The organism is Methylicorpusculum oleiharenae (genome assembly GCF_009828925.2).
In the GTDB taxonomy this organism is placed as follows: Bacteria; Pseudomonadota; Gammaproteobacteria; order Methylococcales; family Methylomonadaceae; genus Methylicorpusculum; species Methylicorpusculum oleiharenae.
In genome coordinates, this window is the sequence record NZ_WUTY02000002.1 from 66958 (window position 1) to 84709 (window position 17752).

A 17752-nucleotide genomic window follows, 5' to 3' on the forward strand; every position below is an offset into this window, starting at 1 on the left:
TTTATGTAGTCAATAAGAAGGATGTACACTATGAGCATAATAAAAATAATACTAAGTGCCGCAGTTTTAAACTTGCTGGTAAGTTGCGCCCAACATTATCCTCACCGCATGGATATGACGGTGGCCATCGAAAAAGCTAAGACCAAGGCTGACCACGAGGCGCTTGCTGCGCATTATGAGCAGATGGCCCGTGAAATGAAAGCGATGTCAGAAGAACACAAAAAGCGTTTGGCAGAATACCAAGCACTTCTTCCTGTAGAAGATGAGCAGTATAACGAATTCATACCTCATTGTTTAACCCTAATCAAAATCTACAGTCAGGCCGAGCACGAAAACCTGGAATTGGCACATTTGCAGCATTCAATTGCTTCCAAATTCCCAAATTAATCAGTCAAGGGCTAAAAGTGCGTAGCAGTTAAAATATATCGGATATGACCGCCGAACGCTTTAGAGAGAGAACCTAAAAATGCCACCTTTGACCATAGGCAAACTGGCCAAACAAACCGAAGTCACCATCGAAACCATCCGCCACTATCAACGCATTGGTTTACTGGCGGAACCGGCGAAGCCCGATGACGGTTATCGAATGTATTCGGTTGATACGATAGCCCGAATGCGCTTCATCAAGCGCGCGCAACAGGCCGGATTTACCTTGAAAGAAATTGCCACCTTGTTATCACTTGATGGAGCGCACTGTGCCGATGCGCGACAACTTGCCGAGCAAAAATACCAGCAGATCGATCAACAAATCAGAGATTTAACGACTCTCCGTCAGGTATTGGGAACTCTGGTCGAGAACTGTCAGCAAACAGAGCCATCCGCGCGTTGCGCGATTCTCGATGCGTTTAGCGATGATGCATCAACCAACCCTGATTTTAAATTACGCACTTGACTCTGTTCTAAACAACAGGGTTTAGACTCCTTGCCCACATCGCGCATGGTTTGGCTTAGGAGATTGGCATGACTAAAGACCGTGAAAATGCAGTTAAAACCTCGTCATGGTTGGGTCTCGGAGCTTTTATGGCCGCTGTTGGGGCTTCGGCCTGTTGTGTCGGGCCTTTTTTGCTGTTGTCGTTGGGTATTGGCGGCGCATGGATCAGCACGTTGACGGCTATGGAACAGGCCCGGCCATTTTTCATTATTCTAACCCTGATTTTTATCGGACTCGGTTATCGAAAACTCTATCTGACGCCTGAGCGCTGTAATGTCGGTGAAAGCTGTGCCGCAGCTCATAACCAAAGCCGACGGCGCCTACTGTTTTGGCTGGGTTCCGCATTCGTTTTAAGTCTACTGGCCTTTCCCTGGTTGGCGCCTTTTTTCCTGGCTTGAGAGAATTACGCTATGACCATTAAATCCGGATTGTTACTGATAAGCTTGTTGTTACCGACCACTTTGTGGATGCCAGCGGCCTATGCTGAAACCACAGTGGCACTGCCAAACCAACAACAGACGGTGACACTGAAGTTAGAGAATATGACCTGTAGCCTATGTACAGTTACTATCAAGAAAGCCTTGCAGAAAGTCGACGGCGTGCAAAAAGTGGCTGTCGATTACGATGCCAAAACGGCCGTGGTTACTTTCGACGTCCACAAAACCAATAGTGCCGCCTTGATCAAAGCCACGACGGATGCCGGTTATCCGGGTTCTCTCGTCACACCTATTACCCAATAAGGACGAGGATACCGTCTATGTCTGATTGCTGCGGCTCCACGACTACCAAACAGATTTGTCCGGAATGCGGTTCCGCATGCAAAAGCGTTAGCATGCCTACGCTGTACCATCAGGTACGGTTTCCCGAGAATCAGTCAATCGTTACCGATAGCTATTATTTTTGCCCGGCAAAAACATGCCCGATTGCTTACTTTTCCAACGCCGGCAACACCCTTCCCAAACAGCACTTAAGAAGCTATCAAGCGATTCAGAACGACGCGCTTTGTTACTGCTTTGACATAAACGCCGAGCAGTATTTATCGGCGTTAAACGATCACCAGGCAGAGCAGATCAAGACTTTTGTCATGCAACGCACCAAAGCAAGCGAATGCGCCTGTGAAATCAGGAACCCATCAGGCCAATGCTGTTTAGCAAATTTTAAACGTTTAGAAAAAAGTGGTTGGGACACTCTCATATAAGTGTAGTGACCAGAAAAACACAAGCCCCCAAATTTATTCACGCCGAAGTCTTAGCGTACTATTTTTTCCGAATTCTGCGACTACCTTATATATGGGCTTCTTTCATGTTTACACAGCATCAATTAGAGGCAATATAAGTGTCGCAAAACATCTGTTTTACGACATGTATGCGATTTATGACCAAAGCGCTTCTTTAATAGCTTAGCAAATATACGTAAAACACTGTCGTAAAATGATATTATACGGAAACATCAAATTTATGGTTTTCCGTTTATGTTAATTGGCTATATGGATGACCGTAAGGATTCTTACGAAAATGGGAAATAGCGGCTAAGCTAATTCCATTTTGTCTTCGTTCCTCACGAGTTCAAGCTGCACGTCATAATCTATCGGCCCAGCCTCGCTATCCCGTAACTCATACATACCGAATCGACTGGGGTGCTGCCGATACGGACTCAACGCCCGCAAAATGTCTGGCGTCAATGCCATGCCATCATCTTGCATTTCCTTCAGCGCCTCCGTCATGCTCTTACAATTGTGGAAGATCAGCAGATTGGCGATCAGATGATTATATTTGATGACTTTCAGTTGCTCGTCCCGTACATTTTCCTGAATCAAGTCAGAAGCAAAGTAGACCCACTGGGCGAACTTGTTAAAACTCTCGCATCGATTCGTTGCGCTCTGAATGAGGCGTCGCAACTCTTCGCTATTCACGTATTCCAGAAGAAAGCAGGTTCGGACAACCCGACCCAGTTCCCGAAATGCGTAATATAATTTGTTTTTCCGACTGGCAGTGCCGAGCTTACGCAGGATCGTCGAAGGTGCGATGCGGCCAGCCTTGATCGACAGCGCAATCTGTAACATATCCGGTAGATGCCGGGCAATCAACTCCCAATTGATATTGTCCTTGGTGAATAACTCGTCAATATGGTTGTAACTTGCTTCTGATGTGGGCTTGTAGCACTTCAAATCTTTCCAGTTTCGGATACGCGGCATCAATTTGATGCCCAACAGATAAGCAAGACCGAATACTGGCGTACTTTGCGCCTGTGTATCGCCATGCAGCGTATCCGGTTGGATGTCGGATTTGTTTTTGGTCAGTCCGTCAAGAATATAGATCGCCTCCCAAACGCCGCAAGGGATAAAATGGGAAAACAGGGCAATGTAAGTGTCACTGACATGGTAGTAAGCGACACCACCCCAGCTACCGTAGCGGATGTGGTACTCCGACAGCAGATTGTTCTCGTAGAGATCCCACTTGGTGCCGTCGGCACCAGCACGCTTTGCATCTCCCCAAAGCTTGGGTAGCCAGAAGCGATTATAGGCATTGATCACTTCACATATCGTTGCTTCGAGTTTTTCTGTCGTCACATGCCGTTGATTGACGAATGCTATCTGTCTGTCGCTGACACCGGACACGCTCTTTGCAACCTGCGTCGGACCGAGTCCTGTGCCATAGGCGAATGTCGTTAGTATTTGCCGCCGCTCCTCATCTTCCAGTTTGCTTTCATGCCCGCTTAACGGCCCAAAGAACTTCCCCCAGTTCAGCCATCGCATCGTATCGCCAAGCACATCAAGCATCGATAGGTCGAGTGCTTGCAATTTTTGGGTCAATGCTTCTTCAACAACCCGAAACCCTTTGGGATCGGGCTTCTTAGTCAGCCTTGCCAGTACCGGACGGCCATTGACGATATTGAAATAGGTGTTGCTCAGGTATTCTCGGTCAACAGCATTGGCGGTATCAAGGAGCTGGGTACGCACATGGTCGACGAACGCTTGGCTTTCAACCGGTATGCCCACCAGTTCCCCGTACTCCGCTAAAGCAGCGTTACACTCCTCCATGGACAGCAACTGCTCGCGCGAATCCGAGTAGGTATCGCTGCCTGGAACACAGATGTCAGCCGATTTCAGTTCCTGAACCAATTGCCGGCAGACGCACACCTCGAACTGACGGCGGTTCACCCGACTTGGTTCCGCTTTGTCGTCATTTTCACCGGTAACGAGTTTCCACCATTTCGCCGGCACCCAATCCAGGTCTTGCCGCGTTAGGACTGATTCGCCCTTGCCCTCCAATGTAAGCCAGTCGGCATGGCGACGGTGGTTAGCCAAAACGAAGGCCAAGGCACGTTCAAAGCTTTCATCCTGACTGGTAGCCACCAAGCGAAGCTTGGCCAGAATGCGGAACAGTTCTCCTCGACGGACTTTGAAGTAGCGCCACATGAAACGACACTCGTTCTTGCCGCCAAATTCTGAGTGGACTCGCGAGAACTCGCATAAATCGGGACGCGCAGTGACCAACTGACGGGCTATCGCTATCTGATCGCCTACCGGTTGGTCTGACTGTAGCAGGGTATCGAGCTGGGCGAAGCGGCGCAGAATTTCATCGGTCTTATCCTGATTGGCCGTCAGGTACTGTTCGAGTTCTGCATCCGCAAGATGCTGGACTTTCATCATCTGTTTGCAGAACATATCGCACAGATCATCGGTCACCCGTGCTAATTGTCGCTCGATCAAAGCCAACGAGACGGTGTATCGTTTTTTCACTTCCATGTCCGCCATGCTGGCTGCATCCAGGCTTAGGCCTTCCAGGGATAACTGATGCCGTTTGACAATCGGGATATTCCGCAACAATTCTTGATTGCCAGCCAGGGCAGAGAGTTGGCCATAGCGATTCAGTAGTTCCCGCAACCCGTGAATGGTCACCTTGGGCGCATCGAGTTTGAGATCGTTCCACGGGCTGGTCCGGCAACCATCGCCAACCAGAAACAGGGCATCAAGTGCAGAGCGGTCAACCTCGCTCAAGCGATCATAGACATCCCGAAACAGCGTCTGATAGGTGGCTGCCCGCTGATCCTTGGCTTCGCGCAGCAACGTCCCAAAGGCGGGTAGTTCGTAACGGTGCTTCACCAGTATCTCAATTCCGACGTTGACGATGTCCGCCAAGTCGTCCTTGGTCAGCGCGGCATCAACCAACGCTTGGCATAACAACCTGTGCGCTTCGCTATCAAACGGGTTAACGTTCAAATAGCCACGGATAACACTGACATGGGTTTTCCGCGAGCGTGAGATGTCGTAGCGCTTCAGTGCCTCCCGGTCTACGGGAGTCCCTTCGATATTCGCCAGATGATCAATGATGGCGTCAGGGATTTGATCCGATGTCACAAAGTGGCCAAGACGCTGAAAGGTCTTCAAGGTGAGAAGAAAACCGAATCGGGTACTCTGGCCCCGCACAACCGTTGCGCAAAAGTCACACTCTTCAGGTGTGGGGGAATACCACCGCTCTAATTCGCCAGCGTTGAAGCTGGTTTTTAATCTGGGGTAGGCAGTATCGCTCGCTAGCATGACAGAAACTTGTTCATTGCTGGCTGCTCGGCCAGCCTATTCGAGCCAGGGTTTCGATCAGTGTGGTTCGTTTAACGCCAAAGTTACGACATACTGCCGCTTTGGACATACCGCCTTTTAGCGCCGTAGTGATTGCCTCCAATTTTTCACCCACAATGGCGGGTGGGCGTCCGCCAATTCGTCCTCGCCGTTTGGCAGCAGCCAAACCAGCAACAACCCGTTCCTTTGTTAAAGCTCTTTCATACTGGGCCAGCGCCCCGAATACATGAAACAATAATTCGCCGGATGGTGTTGTTGTATCCATGCCCTCAGTCAGTGAGCGAAAGGCAACCTGATTTTCCTTTAGCGCATTGACGATGGATAGCAGGTGAGACAATGAGCGCCCAAGCCTATCCAGCTTCCAGACCACCAGGACATCACCAGGGCGGACGAACTCCAGTGCTTTTGATAATCCTGGCCGATCATCTTTGGCGCCGGAGGCATGATCTTCAAATAAATGCCGACTATCGACACCTGCCGCCATCAGCGCATCGCGCTGTAAGTCGGTTGTCTGGCGATCTGAGTCGGACGATACCCGCATATAACCAACAAGCATGTACGAAAAACCCTTAGAAAGTAATTTGCGTATAGTACATCATTACGACAGTGTTTTTCGTACATTTTATGAGGCGGTTTGAGCGATAATAGTGGTACGTTTTCGTACCCACCGGAAAACAAGTGTTTTACGACAGGCTGACAACGGTCATGAGCTGCAACTTATCTTCAAGCTGAAGAACTTACGATGGTTAAGGTTGTTGGGCACGTTTTTCATGGCGTGCTCAAGACCTAATCAAGCCATCGAGCTAATGGTCTTGCGGAAACGGGTCAGCGCCAGCACGAAAAAGACGCTGCCGATTGTGATCAGGGCCAGAAACTGCGGCCAGACGAGGCTGATGCCGGCGCCACGATACAGGATCGCCTGGGTCAGCGAGACGAAATGGGTGGTCGGCGCCGCCAGCATGATGTTCTGCACCAGTTCGGGCATACTCTCGCGCGGCGTCATGCCGCCGGAGAGCATCTGTAGCGGCAGCAGGATGACGAGTAGCAGCAGGCCAAACTGCGGCATTGAGCGTGCCATTGTGGCGAGAAAAATACCTAATGAGGTGGTCGTGAACAGGTATAGCGTCATGCCGACGACGAACAGTGGGATTGATCCATGAATCGGCACCTCCAGCAGCCCCTGCACGACGAAAACAAGCGACGCGGTCGCCACGACCACCACGATCAGACCCATAGCCCACACCTTGGCCATCATAATTTCAAACGGCGTCAGCGGCATCACCAGCAAATGCTCGATGGTACCGTGCTCGCGTTCGCGGATCAGCGCGGCGCCGGTGAGGACAATGGACAATGCGGTGATGCTGTTGACCAGTTCCATTACCGAGCCGAACCAAGTCGAGTTCAGGTTCGGATTGAACAGCGCCCGCGTTTCCAGCTCGATCGGCAACGTCGCGAGTGCGCGATGGCCCTGGACGAAGGTCGACACCTCGCCATTGACGATGGTCTGCACATAGTTGTTGCCGATGAAGGCTTGCGAGATGCGGGTGGCATCGACGTTGAGCTGAATCGCCGGTTGCCTTCCGGCCAACAGGTCGCGCTGAAAATCAGGCGGGATATCCAGAATGAAGGTGTAGAGGCCGGCATCCATGCCGAAATCGGCGGCGTACTGATCAATGATCACTGGCGCCAAAAAATAAGGCGGATAAAAGGCATTGGCGATACGCGCCGATAATGGCGAGCGGTCTTCATCGATGATGGCGATGGGCGCCTTGTTCAGTGATTGTGGAAGGCCGGTAGCGACCACGTAGATCTGACCGCTAAACGCGAACCCGATCATCACCATCATCAAGGTGTCACGTCCGAGACTTCGCAATTCTTTAATGCCAAGATGAAAAATGTTGAGCAGTGTATACATGGCTAACGCTCCTGTTTAGCGAGCAGCAACACACTCAAGCCGACGACCACCAGAATCGACAAGGCCAGCGGCAGCAGGTAGGAACTCAGCTCAGCGAAACCCAGCGCTTTTGAGAAGATGCCGCGACTGAAGATCAGGAAATAGGTGCCGGGGAAAATCTCACCCGCCAGCCGCGCACCATCCTCCAACGACGACACCGGATCGATCATGCCGGAAAATCGGCTGGATGGAATAAAGGTGAGAATGAAGGTGGCGAAGATGGCGGCTATCTGGCTGCGGGTGAAAACCGAGACCAATAAGCCTAAGCCGGTGGCGAAGGTCACATAGAGCAGCGCGGCCAAGGTCAGTAGCAGGAAGTCGCCCTTGAGCGGCACGCCAAAAACCCACACCGCCATCGCGCACAGTAGAAAGAAGTTGATCATGCCTATGGCGATATAGGGTAGTTGTTTGCCAACGAGAAATTCGAACTTGCTCACCGGAGTGACGTAAAGGTTGAGGATGGAACCGAGTTCCTTTTCGCGTACCACGCTGAGCGCACTGAGCATGGATGGAATCAGCATCAGCAGGATCGGGATTACCGCGGGCACCATGGCGGGCAGGCTAAGGACATCAGGGTTGTAACGAAAGCGCGTCTCAATGGTCATCAATTCAGCCGGTGCTTGGTCGGTGGCATGGCGACGCATTTGCTCCCGCAACCAGACCTGGTGCATCGCCTGCACGTAACCGAGTACGCTTTCGGCGCGAGTCGGCATCGCGCCATCGATCCAGGCGGCAATTTTGACCGGATCACCGCGCCGCACATCGCGCGCGAAGTTGGGTGGAATCTCCAGCGCCAGACTCAGTTCGCCGCTACGCATACGGCGGTCGAGTGCGTCGTAATCGGCGATGGCTGGCTGGGCGATAAAATAACGTGAGCCACCGAGGTCGAGTGCGTAGTTATTGCTGAGTGTAGTCTGGTCGCGGTCGAGTACCGCAAAACGCAGATTCTCGACGTCCATGGTGATGCCATAACCGAAAGTAAGCATCAGGAATAAGGTGCCGAACAACGCGATTGAGACGCGGATGGGGTCACGGTACAGTTCGAGGGCTTCGCGCACGCAGATGCTGTACAAGCGCAGCAGGCTGAAGCGGGTGCCAGGCTGAGTTGCCTGCTTATGCGCCGGCGCCGATGGCGGCATGGGCGGTGTCGCCATCGGCGCTTCGTCCGTTGACTCGCCGTCGACACCGCCCGCTTCCTTCAGATAAGCAATGAACGCTTGTTCCAGCGTGGCGTGACCGTTACGTTCGACCAACGCGGCAGGGGCGTCGCTGGCGAGCACCTTGCCCGCATGCATCAGCGAGATGCGGTCGCAGCGTTCGGCTTCGTTCATGAAGTGGGTGGAAATGAAAACCGTGACCTGGTCACGGCGGGCGAGATCGACGATCAGCTCCCAGAACTTGTCGCGCGCCACCGGATCGACGCCGGAGGTCGGCTCGTCGAGAATCAACAAATCCGGCCTGTGGATCACTGCTACCGCCAACGACAGACGCTGGCGAATCCCCAGGGGTAATTCATCAGGCAGGCTGTCCATGGCGGTGTTAAGCATGAAACGTTGCGCCATTTCGGCGACGCGGGCTGGAATCCCTGCGTCGGGCAAGTGGAACAGTTTGGCGTGCAGCTCCAGGTTTTGCCGCACGGTCAGCTCAGTGTACAGCGAGAATGCTTGCGACATATAACCGACGCGTCGTCGGGTGGCCATATTGCCGGCGTCGACGATGCGGCCAAACAGCCGGGCTTCGCCTTCGCTCGGTTGCAACAGGCCGGTGAGCATTTTCATCGTGGTCGACTTGCCGCAACCGTTGGAACCCAGAAAGCCGAAGATCTCCCCGCGCTCGATGCGTAGACTGACGTTATCGACGGCGACAAAATCGCCGAAACGCATGCTCAGACCGTGCGCCTCGATGGCAATTTCCTGTGTGCCACCGCCGGTGTTGCGCGGTGAAATCACTACTGCTTTGTGACCTTGGCGCTTTTCCTCCGGCAGCAGGCGGATGAACGCCGCTTCCAGGCTGTCGGCATCGGTTTGCTCGCGTATTTCAGGCGCGGTGCCGGTGGCGAGTATCTTGCCCGCGTCCATCGCCACCAGCCAGTCGAAGCGCTCAGCCTCGTCCATGTAGGCGGTGGAAACCAGTACGCTCATGCCGGTATGGCGTGTACGCAGACGTTCGATCAACTCCCAGAACTGGGCGCGCGACAACGGATCGACGCCGGTGGTCGGTTCATCCAGCACCAACAGATCGGGGTCGTGGATCAGTGCACAACAAAGGGCGAGTTTCTGTTTCATGCCGCCCGACAGTTTGCCTGCCGGGCGGTTATGGTACGGCGCCAGGCCGGTGCTCGCTAGCAGTTCGGCGATGCGTTGATGGCGCTCAGCCTGCGCGTGGCCGAACAAACGACCGAAGAAATCGACATTCTCGAACACCGACAGCGTGAGATAAAGGTTCTTGCCTAGTCCCTGCGGCATGTAGGCGATGCGCGGACATACCGCACGGCGGTGGGCCGCGTCAGCGATGTCGCCGCCCAGCACTTCGATATGTCCTTGCTGCATTTTCCGTGCGCCTGTGAGCAGCGACATCAGGCTGGATTTGCCAACACCGTCGGGGCCGATCAGACCGACCATACGGTTGGCGGGAATCGCCAGGCTGACGTTATCGAGGGCGAGGTTGTCACGATAGCGCAGGCTGACGCCTTCGATGCTGACCACTGGGGCGATGGCGTCGGTATTCATTCCGGTAGCTTGACCGCGAGTTCGGCGGGCCATTCGGCGGCCGGATCGAGTTTGACATAGGCCTTGCCGGGCAGGCCGGTCTTGACCTGATCAAGATGCTGTTTCAGCAAGGCGGGATCGATGCGTGCCCGCACGCGGAACATGAGTTTGAGGCGTTCGCTCTCGGTCTCCACCGTTTTTGGCGTGAACTGGGCGACGCTGGCGACGAAGCTGGCTTTGGCCGGAATCACGTAGTTGGGCAGGGCATCGAGCACCAGTCGGATGTCACTGCCGAGCGCAACCTTGCCGGCGGCGGCGGTGGGTAGAAAGAAAGTCATGTAAACGTCGGACAAGTCCACCGTGTTCAGTGCCCGGCCACCGGCGGCCAGCACTTCGCCGGGTTCGGCGATGCGATATTGCACACGCACGTCGCGCGGCGCTTTCAGTTCGCTGTCGTCGATGTCCGCCTGCAGGCGGACGACAGTGGCTTTGATCGCCTCGATCTGTGCCTGCGCTTGTACTATCTGGGATTTCGCCGCCTCTATACCCGCCTGTGCCGCCGCAACTTGGGCTTGCGCAGCGCTAATCATAGCCTGAATGCCTAGCACCCTGGCGTTATTATCGTCCACCTCCTGTTCCGGCATGGCGCCCTCGCCGACCAGACGTTGCGAGCGTTTCAAGCGTTTTTCAGCGGCATTGAGTTCGGCGCGGTGCTGAGCGACCACGGCCAGTGCGGCGTTGTGTTCGCTTTCACGTTGAGTGACGACGGATTTGGCGGTTTGCAGGGCGCTCTCGGCATGACGCACCTGAGCCAGTGCTTCTGCTTTCTGGGCTTGCAGCGTTTGCGTGTCCATGCGAGCTAGAACCGACCCAGCCTGTACGAAGTCACCTTCCCGTGCCAGGACTTCGGCAATACGGCCGGGAATCTTGGTGGCAATATCGATATCGGTGGCTTCGATGCGGCCATTACCGCTGACCATGCTTTCCTGCAAGCCGTTGGGGCGTAAGACCCACCACGCCACGGCCGCCGTAGCGATGGCAATGCCGACGAGGGCAAGGGTCAGTATCGATTTTAACTGGCTACTCATCATTTCTCCTGGAATATTTGCAGCTGCAGTTAGACGTTCGCGCCGCCGCCCAACGCCTTATACACGGCGATCAGATTCGTGGAAGTCTCGGCTTCGGAACGAGCCAGCTCGATTTCTACAACAAACAGCGCGCGCTGGGCATCCAGCACGTCCAGAAACGAGGAAACGCCTTCCTGATAACGCAGTTGCGACAGACGTACCGATTCCTGATGGTCCACCACCGCGCGGGCGAGCGTCTGCCGGCGAATTTCCTCCTTCAGGTAGCGGGTCATCGCAGTCTCGGTTTCCTGGAGTGCCTCAAGCACTGCCTTTTCATAGCTCAGATAGGCTTCCTGCTGCTTCGCATCGGCCATATCGATTCCGGCACGGATACGGCCAAAATTAAGCAAGGGCTGCAACAGATTGGCGGCGGTGCCGTAGGAGAAGGCGGCCGATTTGAACAGGCTTTCGATATCGGTGTTACGCAGACCTACAAAAGCCGACAACGATATTTTCGGAAACAATTCCGCGATCGCCGCCCCTTGCATGGCCGTTGCCGCCGCGAGTTGGCGTTCAGCCACGCGAAGGTCCGGGCGGCGGCGTATCATTTCCGCGGGCGAAGCCAGGATTTCCCGTCCCGGCGCTGCCGGCACGGCTTCGGTGGAATTTAGTTCGGCATCCAGCGTGCCGGGCTGGCGTCCCACCAGGACTTCCAGTTGCCGCAATGCAGCGACCAGCCTTGCTTCCAGCGCCGGAATTTGGGCGTCCGTAGTCTCGGTCTGGGCCCGTGCCCGCACCACATCGTGCCGGGTTCCCACGCCTTCGGCGTTGAGTCTTTCAGTCAGTTCCAGCGTTTGCTGCTGCGACTTCAGGTTCGAGCGCGTTATTCGAAGTTGATTCTGAAGACTGCGGTAGTCAACATAACTGCGCGCCAGCTCGGCCGTCAGCGTCACCAGGGACTGGTGATACTGCTCGCCAGCGCCCTCCAGATCGGCAGTGGCGGCCTCCAGTCGGCGTTGCTGACGGCCGAACAAATCGACTTCCCAGAGGGCGTCGAAACCCAGCTCGAACATATTGTATTTGATACCGGACGCCAAGCCGGGGAACGGATTCTCTTGGCGTTGCGCACCGGTTGTTATGTTGACGGTCGGGAACAGTTCCGCACGGGTGCCGCGACGCTCGGCGCGGGCCTGATCGATACGGGCCAGCGCTATCTTGACATCCAGGTTTCCCGCCAACGCTTGGTCCATGAGATGGTTCAGGTGCGCATCGCCAAAATTTTTCCACCAGTTTTTCAAGTCCTCCGGACTGGCCGGTTTCAAGCCCGCTTGCGGTACTTGTGCGGCCTGCCAATGCTTCGGGGCCGCCGGCTCGACTTTGCGGTAATCGGGACCCATCGTGCATCCGGCCAAACCGCCCAGGAGCAATAACCAGTTAGCTTTATGCATCATGACCATGACCTTTGAGAAATAAAGAAACCGTGGCATCAATCAAACGTTGTTTTGCCGCTTCACTCAAGCCGGATTGTAAGCCCAACAGGCAGCGAAAATGTTCATCGCCTTTCAACATATCCAAAAATAATCGACTCGATGTTTCTATGTCGGCGATGTTCAGAATACCTCGCGCATGCAGTTCGGCGAGGTAAGACGACAATTGCCGCAACACCGGTTCAGGCCCGGAACGGTAAACCAGTTCGCCCAACTCAGGAAAATATTTCTGCTCGGCGATGATCAGCCGGTAAAGCTGCAAGGCTTCGGCGGCATAAATCAGCTCGACAAAAGCGCCGGCGATGGCTTTCAAGCCGGCGACCGGATCGCTGAGTTCAGTTTTGACGCTGGATAGGGTGTTCAATATCGCCTCGCACTGACTCTCGATCACTGCGGCGAATAACTCCTGTTTGCCTTTAAAATGGTTGTAAAGAGTCGGTTTCGACACTGGCGCGGCTTCGGCGATGGCTTCCATGCTGGTGCCGCTGTAACCGTGCGCGATAAAAGCGCGCTTGGCCGCATTGAGAATAGCCTGTCGTTTTGGGTTATTTGGTTTGTTCATTGTGTTGTTATATTAATATGTTGCATTAGCAGGGTATCCACCGACTTATCGATACCATACAGAAATCAATTTTCGACATTCCCTTCTCCATTTACAATCCATTTCTTCACAAAGCCTATTGGGTTCATAACGAAAACAGGGGCGGTGTTTTGTGGCATTTTGAATAGCTTGTATCAGTTCTACATCCGAATTAAACACATCAGTATGTTCAATACCGATTAAGGCTGCTAATTGCTTCAACCCGGAAATGGTTAGCGCAGCATGATCTTCTTCCAACGTGGCAATATAAGTCGTTATCAGTATTTCCGAATACGCCATTTCAGCCGCCAGCCAATCATCTAATTCTTTGCCGGACTCAAAACCTCTTGTTTCCGCATTGAAATAAGCGGCTTCTGAGATCCACTGATGCCGGTTTATAGTCTTTGCAAAATAACTTACCATGGCCTCTACCGCTTTATGATGGTTTGGCAATGTGGCATCGCCGACTTACGGTCACCCGCTTAGACCCTAACGCCGGAGCGTACCGATATAGCCTTGGCCTAGAATGGACTATCGTTTCGGGGGAGGGGGGGCTTGTTTCATCCTGGCGCGGAATAAATTCGTTGCATTGCAGTGAAGTTAATGATTATACTAAACCACACCGTTTAGTTAAGCAAATAAAAATTTATGTCTCTCCATCTATCCAAAAAAACCCTAATAGTCTCTTTGCTGCTCATGGCCGTAACCGCAGCTGGCATCGTCTATTGGCTGAAAGCGATCCATCCTTTCGAGACTACCGACAACGCCTATCTGAAGGCGCACATCAGCTTGATTAGCTCCAAGGAGACCGGGTATGTCAAGGAAGTGTTGTTCGTGGATAACCAGAAGGTGAAGCCAGGCGACCTGCTGGTGGTGATCGATGATCATGACTTTAAGGCCCGTGTCGCCGAGGCCGAAGCCCAGGTGCAGATGGAAACAGCGCACATCCAGACTCTGGAAGCTAACAAACTCACCCAAAACGCCAAAATACGCGAGGAGGCGGCGAATATCGCTGCTGCCAATGCCGACCTGGATCGCGCCGGCAAGGATTTGAAGCGTTACGGCAATCTCGCCCAGGAGGGGGCTATTTCCGCGCAATCTCATGATAGCGCCCAATCTACTTATACCCAGGCATCCGCCCATCGGGATAAATTCAGTTCGGCCGTGCAGGGAGCGAAAAGCGAATTGGCTGCTCTGGATGCGCAGATCGAGGAGTCCAGCGCCCGTATCAAAGCTGCCGAAGCCGCTCTGGAGCAGGCCCGCATCGACTTGGGGAATACCCGTATCGTAGCGCCAATGGCTGGCGTCATCGGCAATCGCAGCGTGCAGGTCGGGCAATTGGTCAAACCCGGTAATGCACTCGGCTTTCTGATTCCGGACGATGGCCTATTCGTGGAAGCGAACTTCAAGGAAACCCAGATCGCCCGGATGCGACCGGGGCAAGCGGTGGAGATTCATGTTGATGCTTACCCCGATGAGGTTTTCGAAGGTTCGCTGGACAGTTTCGCACCCGCGTCCGGTTCGGAATTCAGTTTGTTACCGTCGGAAAACGCCACCGGTAATTTCACCAAGATCGTGCGCCGGGTGCCGGTGAAAATTCTGTTCCGGCCGGACACTGATTTAAGCCGCCTGAGACCGGGGCTATCCACGGAAATTAAGGTTAGGGTAAGGTAGCGTAACATGATGGAAACCACAGAGGTTGCCCCCAAAGACGCGCTGGAGAGTCATGCCGGCGCGACTGAAAAGCCGCTCACCCCGCAACAATGGATCGGCTTTTTCGGCATGGTGTTCGGCATTTTCATGGCGATTCTCGATATCCAGATCGTCGCCAGCTCCATGCAACAAATACAGGCAGGATTGGCGGCGACCCGCGACGAAATCGCCTGGGTGCAAACCGCTTATTTGATTGCCGAAGTGGTGATCATCCCTCTGTCCGGCTGGCTGGCCCGGGCGCTGTCGACCCGTTACCTATTCGTGCTGTCTTGCGGCGGCTTTACGCTGATGAGCCTGTTTGTCGCCTTGTCCTGGAATCTACCCTCGATGATCGTTTTTCGAACCCTTCAGGGCTTGTTTGGCGGCGCGATGATCCCCACAGTGTTTGCGGTGATCTACACGATGTTCCCGAAGCGTTTGCAACCGTCCATGTTTATCGTCGTCGGCTTGGTGGTGACTGTCGCACCTACGGCGGGGCCTGTGCTGGGCGGTTATCTTACCGAAGCATTTTCCTGGAAAGCGCTGTTTCTGATCAATCTGCTGCCGGGTTTTTTGGTGTGTCTGAGCACCTGGCTGTTCGTGCGGGTGGATGAACCGGACTGGGAATTACTCGAAAAAATCGATTTTCTCGGCATAGTCTACATCATCATCTTTCTCGGCAGCATGCAATTCGTGTTAGAAGAAGGGGTGCGGAAGGAATGGTTTGATAGCCATGAAATTTTATTTTTTAGCGTGGTTGCCGCCGTGGCAGGCATCGCTATGTTCTATCGTGAATTGACCATCGAACACCCGATTGTCGATCTGTGGGCCTTCCGTAATTTCAACTTCGCTGTCGGCTGTGTATTCAGCTTCATCCTGGGTGTTGGAATGTATACCACCATTTATTTGATGCCGTTGTATCTGGCTAGCGTCAAAGGCCTGAATAGCCTGCAAATTGGCCAATATGTGATGGTCACAGGACTATTTCAACTGTTGTCGGCCTTTGTCGCCGGCCCACTCGCCAAGGTGCTGGATTCACGGTTGATGATGGCACTGGGTTTGTCTCTCTATGGGCTGGGTTCCTGGATGAACGGCGATCTCACGCATGAGTCAGGCTACTGGGAGTTTTTCTGGCCACAGGCTTTGCGCGGCTTCGCGCTGATGTTTGCCTTTTTGCCCATCAATACACTGGCCTTGGGTACGTTGCCGCCTGAAGAAGTCAAAAATGCCAGCGGACTGTACAACCTTATGCGCAACCTGGGTGGAGCGATAGGTCTGGCGGTCGCCAACACTTTGATGATTCAGTTGAACAAGCAACATTACGCCGTGTTGCGCGAGTCGGTGACACCGGGCTCTCCACAAGCGCAATCACTACTGGCGGGCTTGCAGGAACGCATGGTCAGATTGTCGTTACCGGATAGCGAACTGGCCACGCTCAAGCAGCTTTACGGCCTGGTGATGCGAGAAGCCGAGGTGATTACCCTTAACACACTTTTTCATATCCTCACCCTGGTTTTTCTCTTGGCGTTATTGCTGATGCCATTGGTCAGAAAAGTGTCGGCGGACGCCGGTGGCGCGGCAGGCGGCCATTGACCGCATGAAGCTTCTTGTTAATTTCCTGCGGAGTAACCTATGGATCAATAAATTTGCAGCGCTCAACCTGATTGTCTCGCCTGCATCACCTGCGGTGACGAGCACAACTGATACCGACTACCCATTTTTTAGCCTGAGGAGGCCACACCATGAAACTTTATTACAGCCCTGGCGCCTGTTCGTTATCACCCCACATCGTCCTCGAAGAGGGCATATTCAGATATGAAACCGAGCGGGTCGATCTGACCAGCGGAAAAACCGAAACCGGCGCCGATTACCGCACGATCAATTCCAACGGCTACGTGCCCGCCTTACTACTCGACGACGGTCAAGTGTTGACCGAAGGCCCGGCCATTGTCCAGTATCTCGCCGACCATGCACCGGAAACACGTCTTGCACCGCCTGTCGACAGCATGGAGCGTTACCGCCTGATGGAATGGCTCAACTTCATCTCTACCGAACTGCACAAGAGCTTCGGCACGCTGTTCAATCCACAGGCGCCTGAAGCCTGGAAAGACCTTGTCAAGACACAACTGGCCCGGCGTTTCGATTATGTGAACAGCCGACTTGATGGCAAGGTTTGGCTGATGGGCGATGATTTCACCGTGGTCGATGCCTATCTTTTTACCGTACTGGGCTGGGGCAATTACGTCGGTGTCGATCTTGCCCCATGGCCAAATCTGATCGCCTATCAGGGCCGCGTCGCCGCACGACCTGCGGTGCAGGCGGCGCTCAAGGCCGAAGGATTGATTGAATAACTATTTTCACACCCTGCCGGCGCGAGCTGTCGGCGGAGGCAAAATAACCAACGCCAGCGCGCGTAAAACCACTGCTTAAATAGGAGTACACCCCATGACCAAATCCAAATCAAAATCCACTGCCGCCCCTGAAAAGATGGCTCAAGCCGTTGCCGAGCAACTAAATCGTCCGCTCGTATCACCGGAGGAGCGCAATCGAATGATCGCAGAAGCCGCCTATTACAGCGCCGAAAAGCGCAGCTTTGCCGGCGGCGACATGGCGGAAGATTGGTGCGAAGCAGAAGCGGAAATCGACCGCATCCTACAACAAACAAATGAGGAAACCATCACCATGAACAATCATGAGATCCAACAATAGGTTCAAACCGCGCTCGAAAGCAAGCCGCTTTCATAAAAAGGTTGT

Annotated in this window: 16 protein-coding genes; 8 read left to right on the forward strand and 8 right to left on the reverse strand. The window is 53.8% G+C overall.

Annotated features, from left to right (window positions below):
• Positions 1-30: 30 nt before the first annotated feature.
• The 4 genes from GO003_RS23665 (at position 31) to GO003_RS23685 (ending at position 2129) form a co-directional block, all read left to right on the forward strand.
• Positions 31-387: a hypothetical protein gene (locus tag GO003_RS23665; protein WP_159654126.1), complete on the forward strand. Its 357-nt coding sequence runs from the start codon at positions 31-33 to the stop codon at positions 385-387.
• Between the two features lie 79 nt (positions 388-466).
• Positions 467-892 carry a MerR family transcriptional regulator gene (locus GO003_RS23670; protein WP_159654124.1) on the forward strand — a complete coding sequence of 142 codons (426 nt, stop codon included), beginning with the start codon at positions 467-469 and terminating at the stop codon, positions 890-892.
• Between the two features lie 68 nt (positions 893-960).
• Positions 961-1671, forward strand: coding sequence for a MerT/CopZ fusion-like heavy metal transport selenoprotein (locus tag GO003_RS26730; protein ID WP_331725260.1), 711 nt, complete (start codon positions 961-963; stop codon positions 1669-1671).
• A 17-nt stretch (positions 1672-1688) separates the two neighbouring features.
• Positions 1689-2129, forward strand: a complete 441-nt coding sequence (locus GO003_RS23685; RefSeq protein WP_159654118.1) for a putative iron-sulfur cluster-binding metallochaperone — start codon at positions 1689-1691, stop codon at positions 2127-2129.
• Positions 2130-2459: 330 nt separating this feature from the next.
• Here GO003_RS23685 and GO003_RS23690 read toward each other — a convergent pair whose 3' ends face one another.
• The 8 genes from GO003_RS23690 to GO003_RS23725 all read right to left on the reverse strand — a co-directional run bounded on the left by GO003_RS23690 (position 2460) and on the right by GO003_RS23725 (position 13729).
• Positions 2460-5471 (reverse strand): Tn3 family transposase, encoded by a 3012-nt coding sequence (locus tag GO003_RS23690; protein WP_206444612.1) that lies wholly within the window; start codon positions 5469-5471, stop codon positions 2460-2462.
• Positions 5472-5484: 13 nt separating this feature from the next.
• The gene (locus GO003_RS23695; RefSeq protein ID WP_159654116.1) at positions 5485-6066 is read right to left on the reverse strand and encodes a recombinase family protein; all 582 of its coding nucleotides are present in this window, start codon (positions 6064-6066) and stop codon (positions 5485-5487) included.
• A 234-nt stretch (positions 6067-6300) separates the two neighbouring features.
• Positions 6301-7425 (reverse strand): ABC transporter permease, encoded by a 1125-nt coding sequence (locus tag GO003_RS23700; RefSeq protein ID WP_159654114.1) that lies wholly within the window; start codon positions 7423-7425, stop codon positions 6301-6303.
• Positions 7426-7427: 2 nt separating this feature from the next.
• On the reverse strand, positions 7428-10193 hold the full coding sequence (gene rbbA / locus GO003_RS23705) for a ribosome-associated ATPase/putative transporter RbbA (protein WP_159654112.1): 2766 nt from the start codon (positions 10191-10193) through the stop codon (positions 7428-7430).
• Positions 10190-11263 carry an HlyD family secretion protein gene (locus GO003_RS23710; protein ID WP_456238220.1) on the reverse strand — a complete coding sequence of 358 codons (1074 nt, stop codon included), beginning with the start codon at positions 11261-11263 and terminating at the stop codon, positions 10190-10192. Before GO003_RS23710 ends, rbbA begins: the two co-directional genes overlap by 4 nt.
• Before the next feature lie 26 nt (positions 11264-11289).
• Entirely contained in the window at positions 11290-12690 is a 1401-nt protein-coding gene (locus GO003_RS23715) for an efflux transporter outer membrane subunit (protein ID WP_159654107.1), read from the reverse strand.
• The gene (locus tag GO003_RS23720) at positions 12680-13288 is read right to left on the reverse strand and encodes a TetR/AcrR family transcriptional regulator (protein ID WP_159654105.1); all 609 of its coding nucleotides are present in this window, start codon (positions 13286-13288) and stop codon (positions 12680-12682) included. The genes GO003_RS23715 and GO003_RS23720 overlap by 11 nt, the downstream gene beginning before the upstream one ends.
• Before the next feature lie 45 nt (positions 13289-13333).
• Positions 13334-13729 (reverse strand): DUF2934 domain-containing protein, encoded by a 396-nt coding sequence (locus GO003_RS23725; RefSeq protein ID WP_159654103.1) that lies wholly within the window; start codon positions 13727-13729, stop codon positions 13334-13336.
• Between the two features lie 225 nt (positions 13730-13954).
• On the opposite strand from GO003_RS23725, the gene GO003_RS23730 reads away from it, so the two are divergent.
• The 4 genes from GO003_RS23730 (at position 13955) to GO003_RS23745 (ending at position 17707) form a co-directional block, all read left to right on the forward strand.
• Positions 13955-14980: an HlyD family secretion protein gene (locus GO003_RS23730; RefSeq protein ID WP_159654101.1), complete on the forward strand. Its 1026-nt coding sequence runs from the start codon at positions 13955-13957 to the stop codon at positions 14978-14980.
• 108 nt (positions 14981-15088) lie between these two features.
• Complete coding sequence (locus GO003_RS23735) at positions 15089-16591, forward strand: DHA2 family efflux MFS transporter permease subunit (protein ID WP_231089301.1); 1503 nt, start codon at positions 15089-15091, stop codon at positions 16589-16591.
• A gap of 149 nt (positions 16592-16740) precedes the next feature.
• Positions 16741-17349: a glutathione transferase GstA gene (gene gstA, locus GO003_RS23740; protein ID WP_159654099.1), complete on the forward strand. Its 609-nt coding sequence runs from the start codon at positions 16741-16743 to the stop codon at positions 17347-17349.
• 94 nt (positions 17350-17443) lie between these two features.
• Positions 17444-17707, forward strand: coding sequence for a DUF2934 domain-containing protein (locus GO003_RS23745; RefSeq protein WP_159654097.1), 264 nt, complete (start codon positions 17444-17446; stop codon positions 17705-17707).
• Positions 17708-17752: the final 45 nt, after the last annotated feature.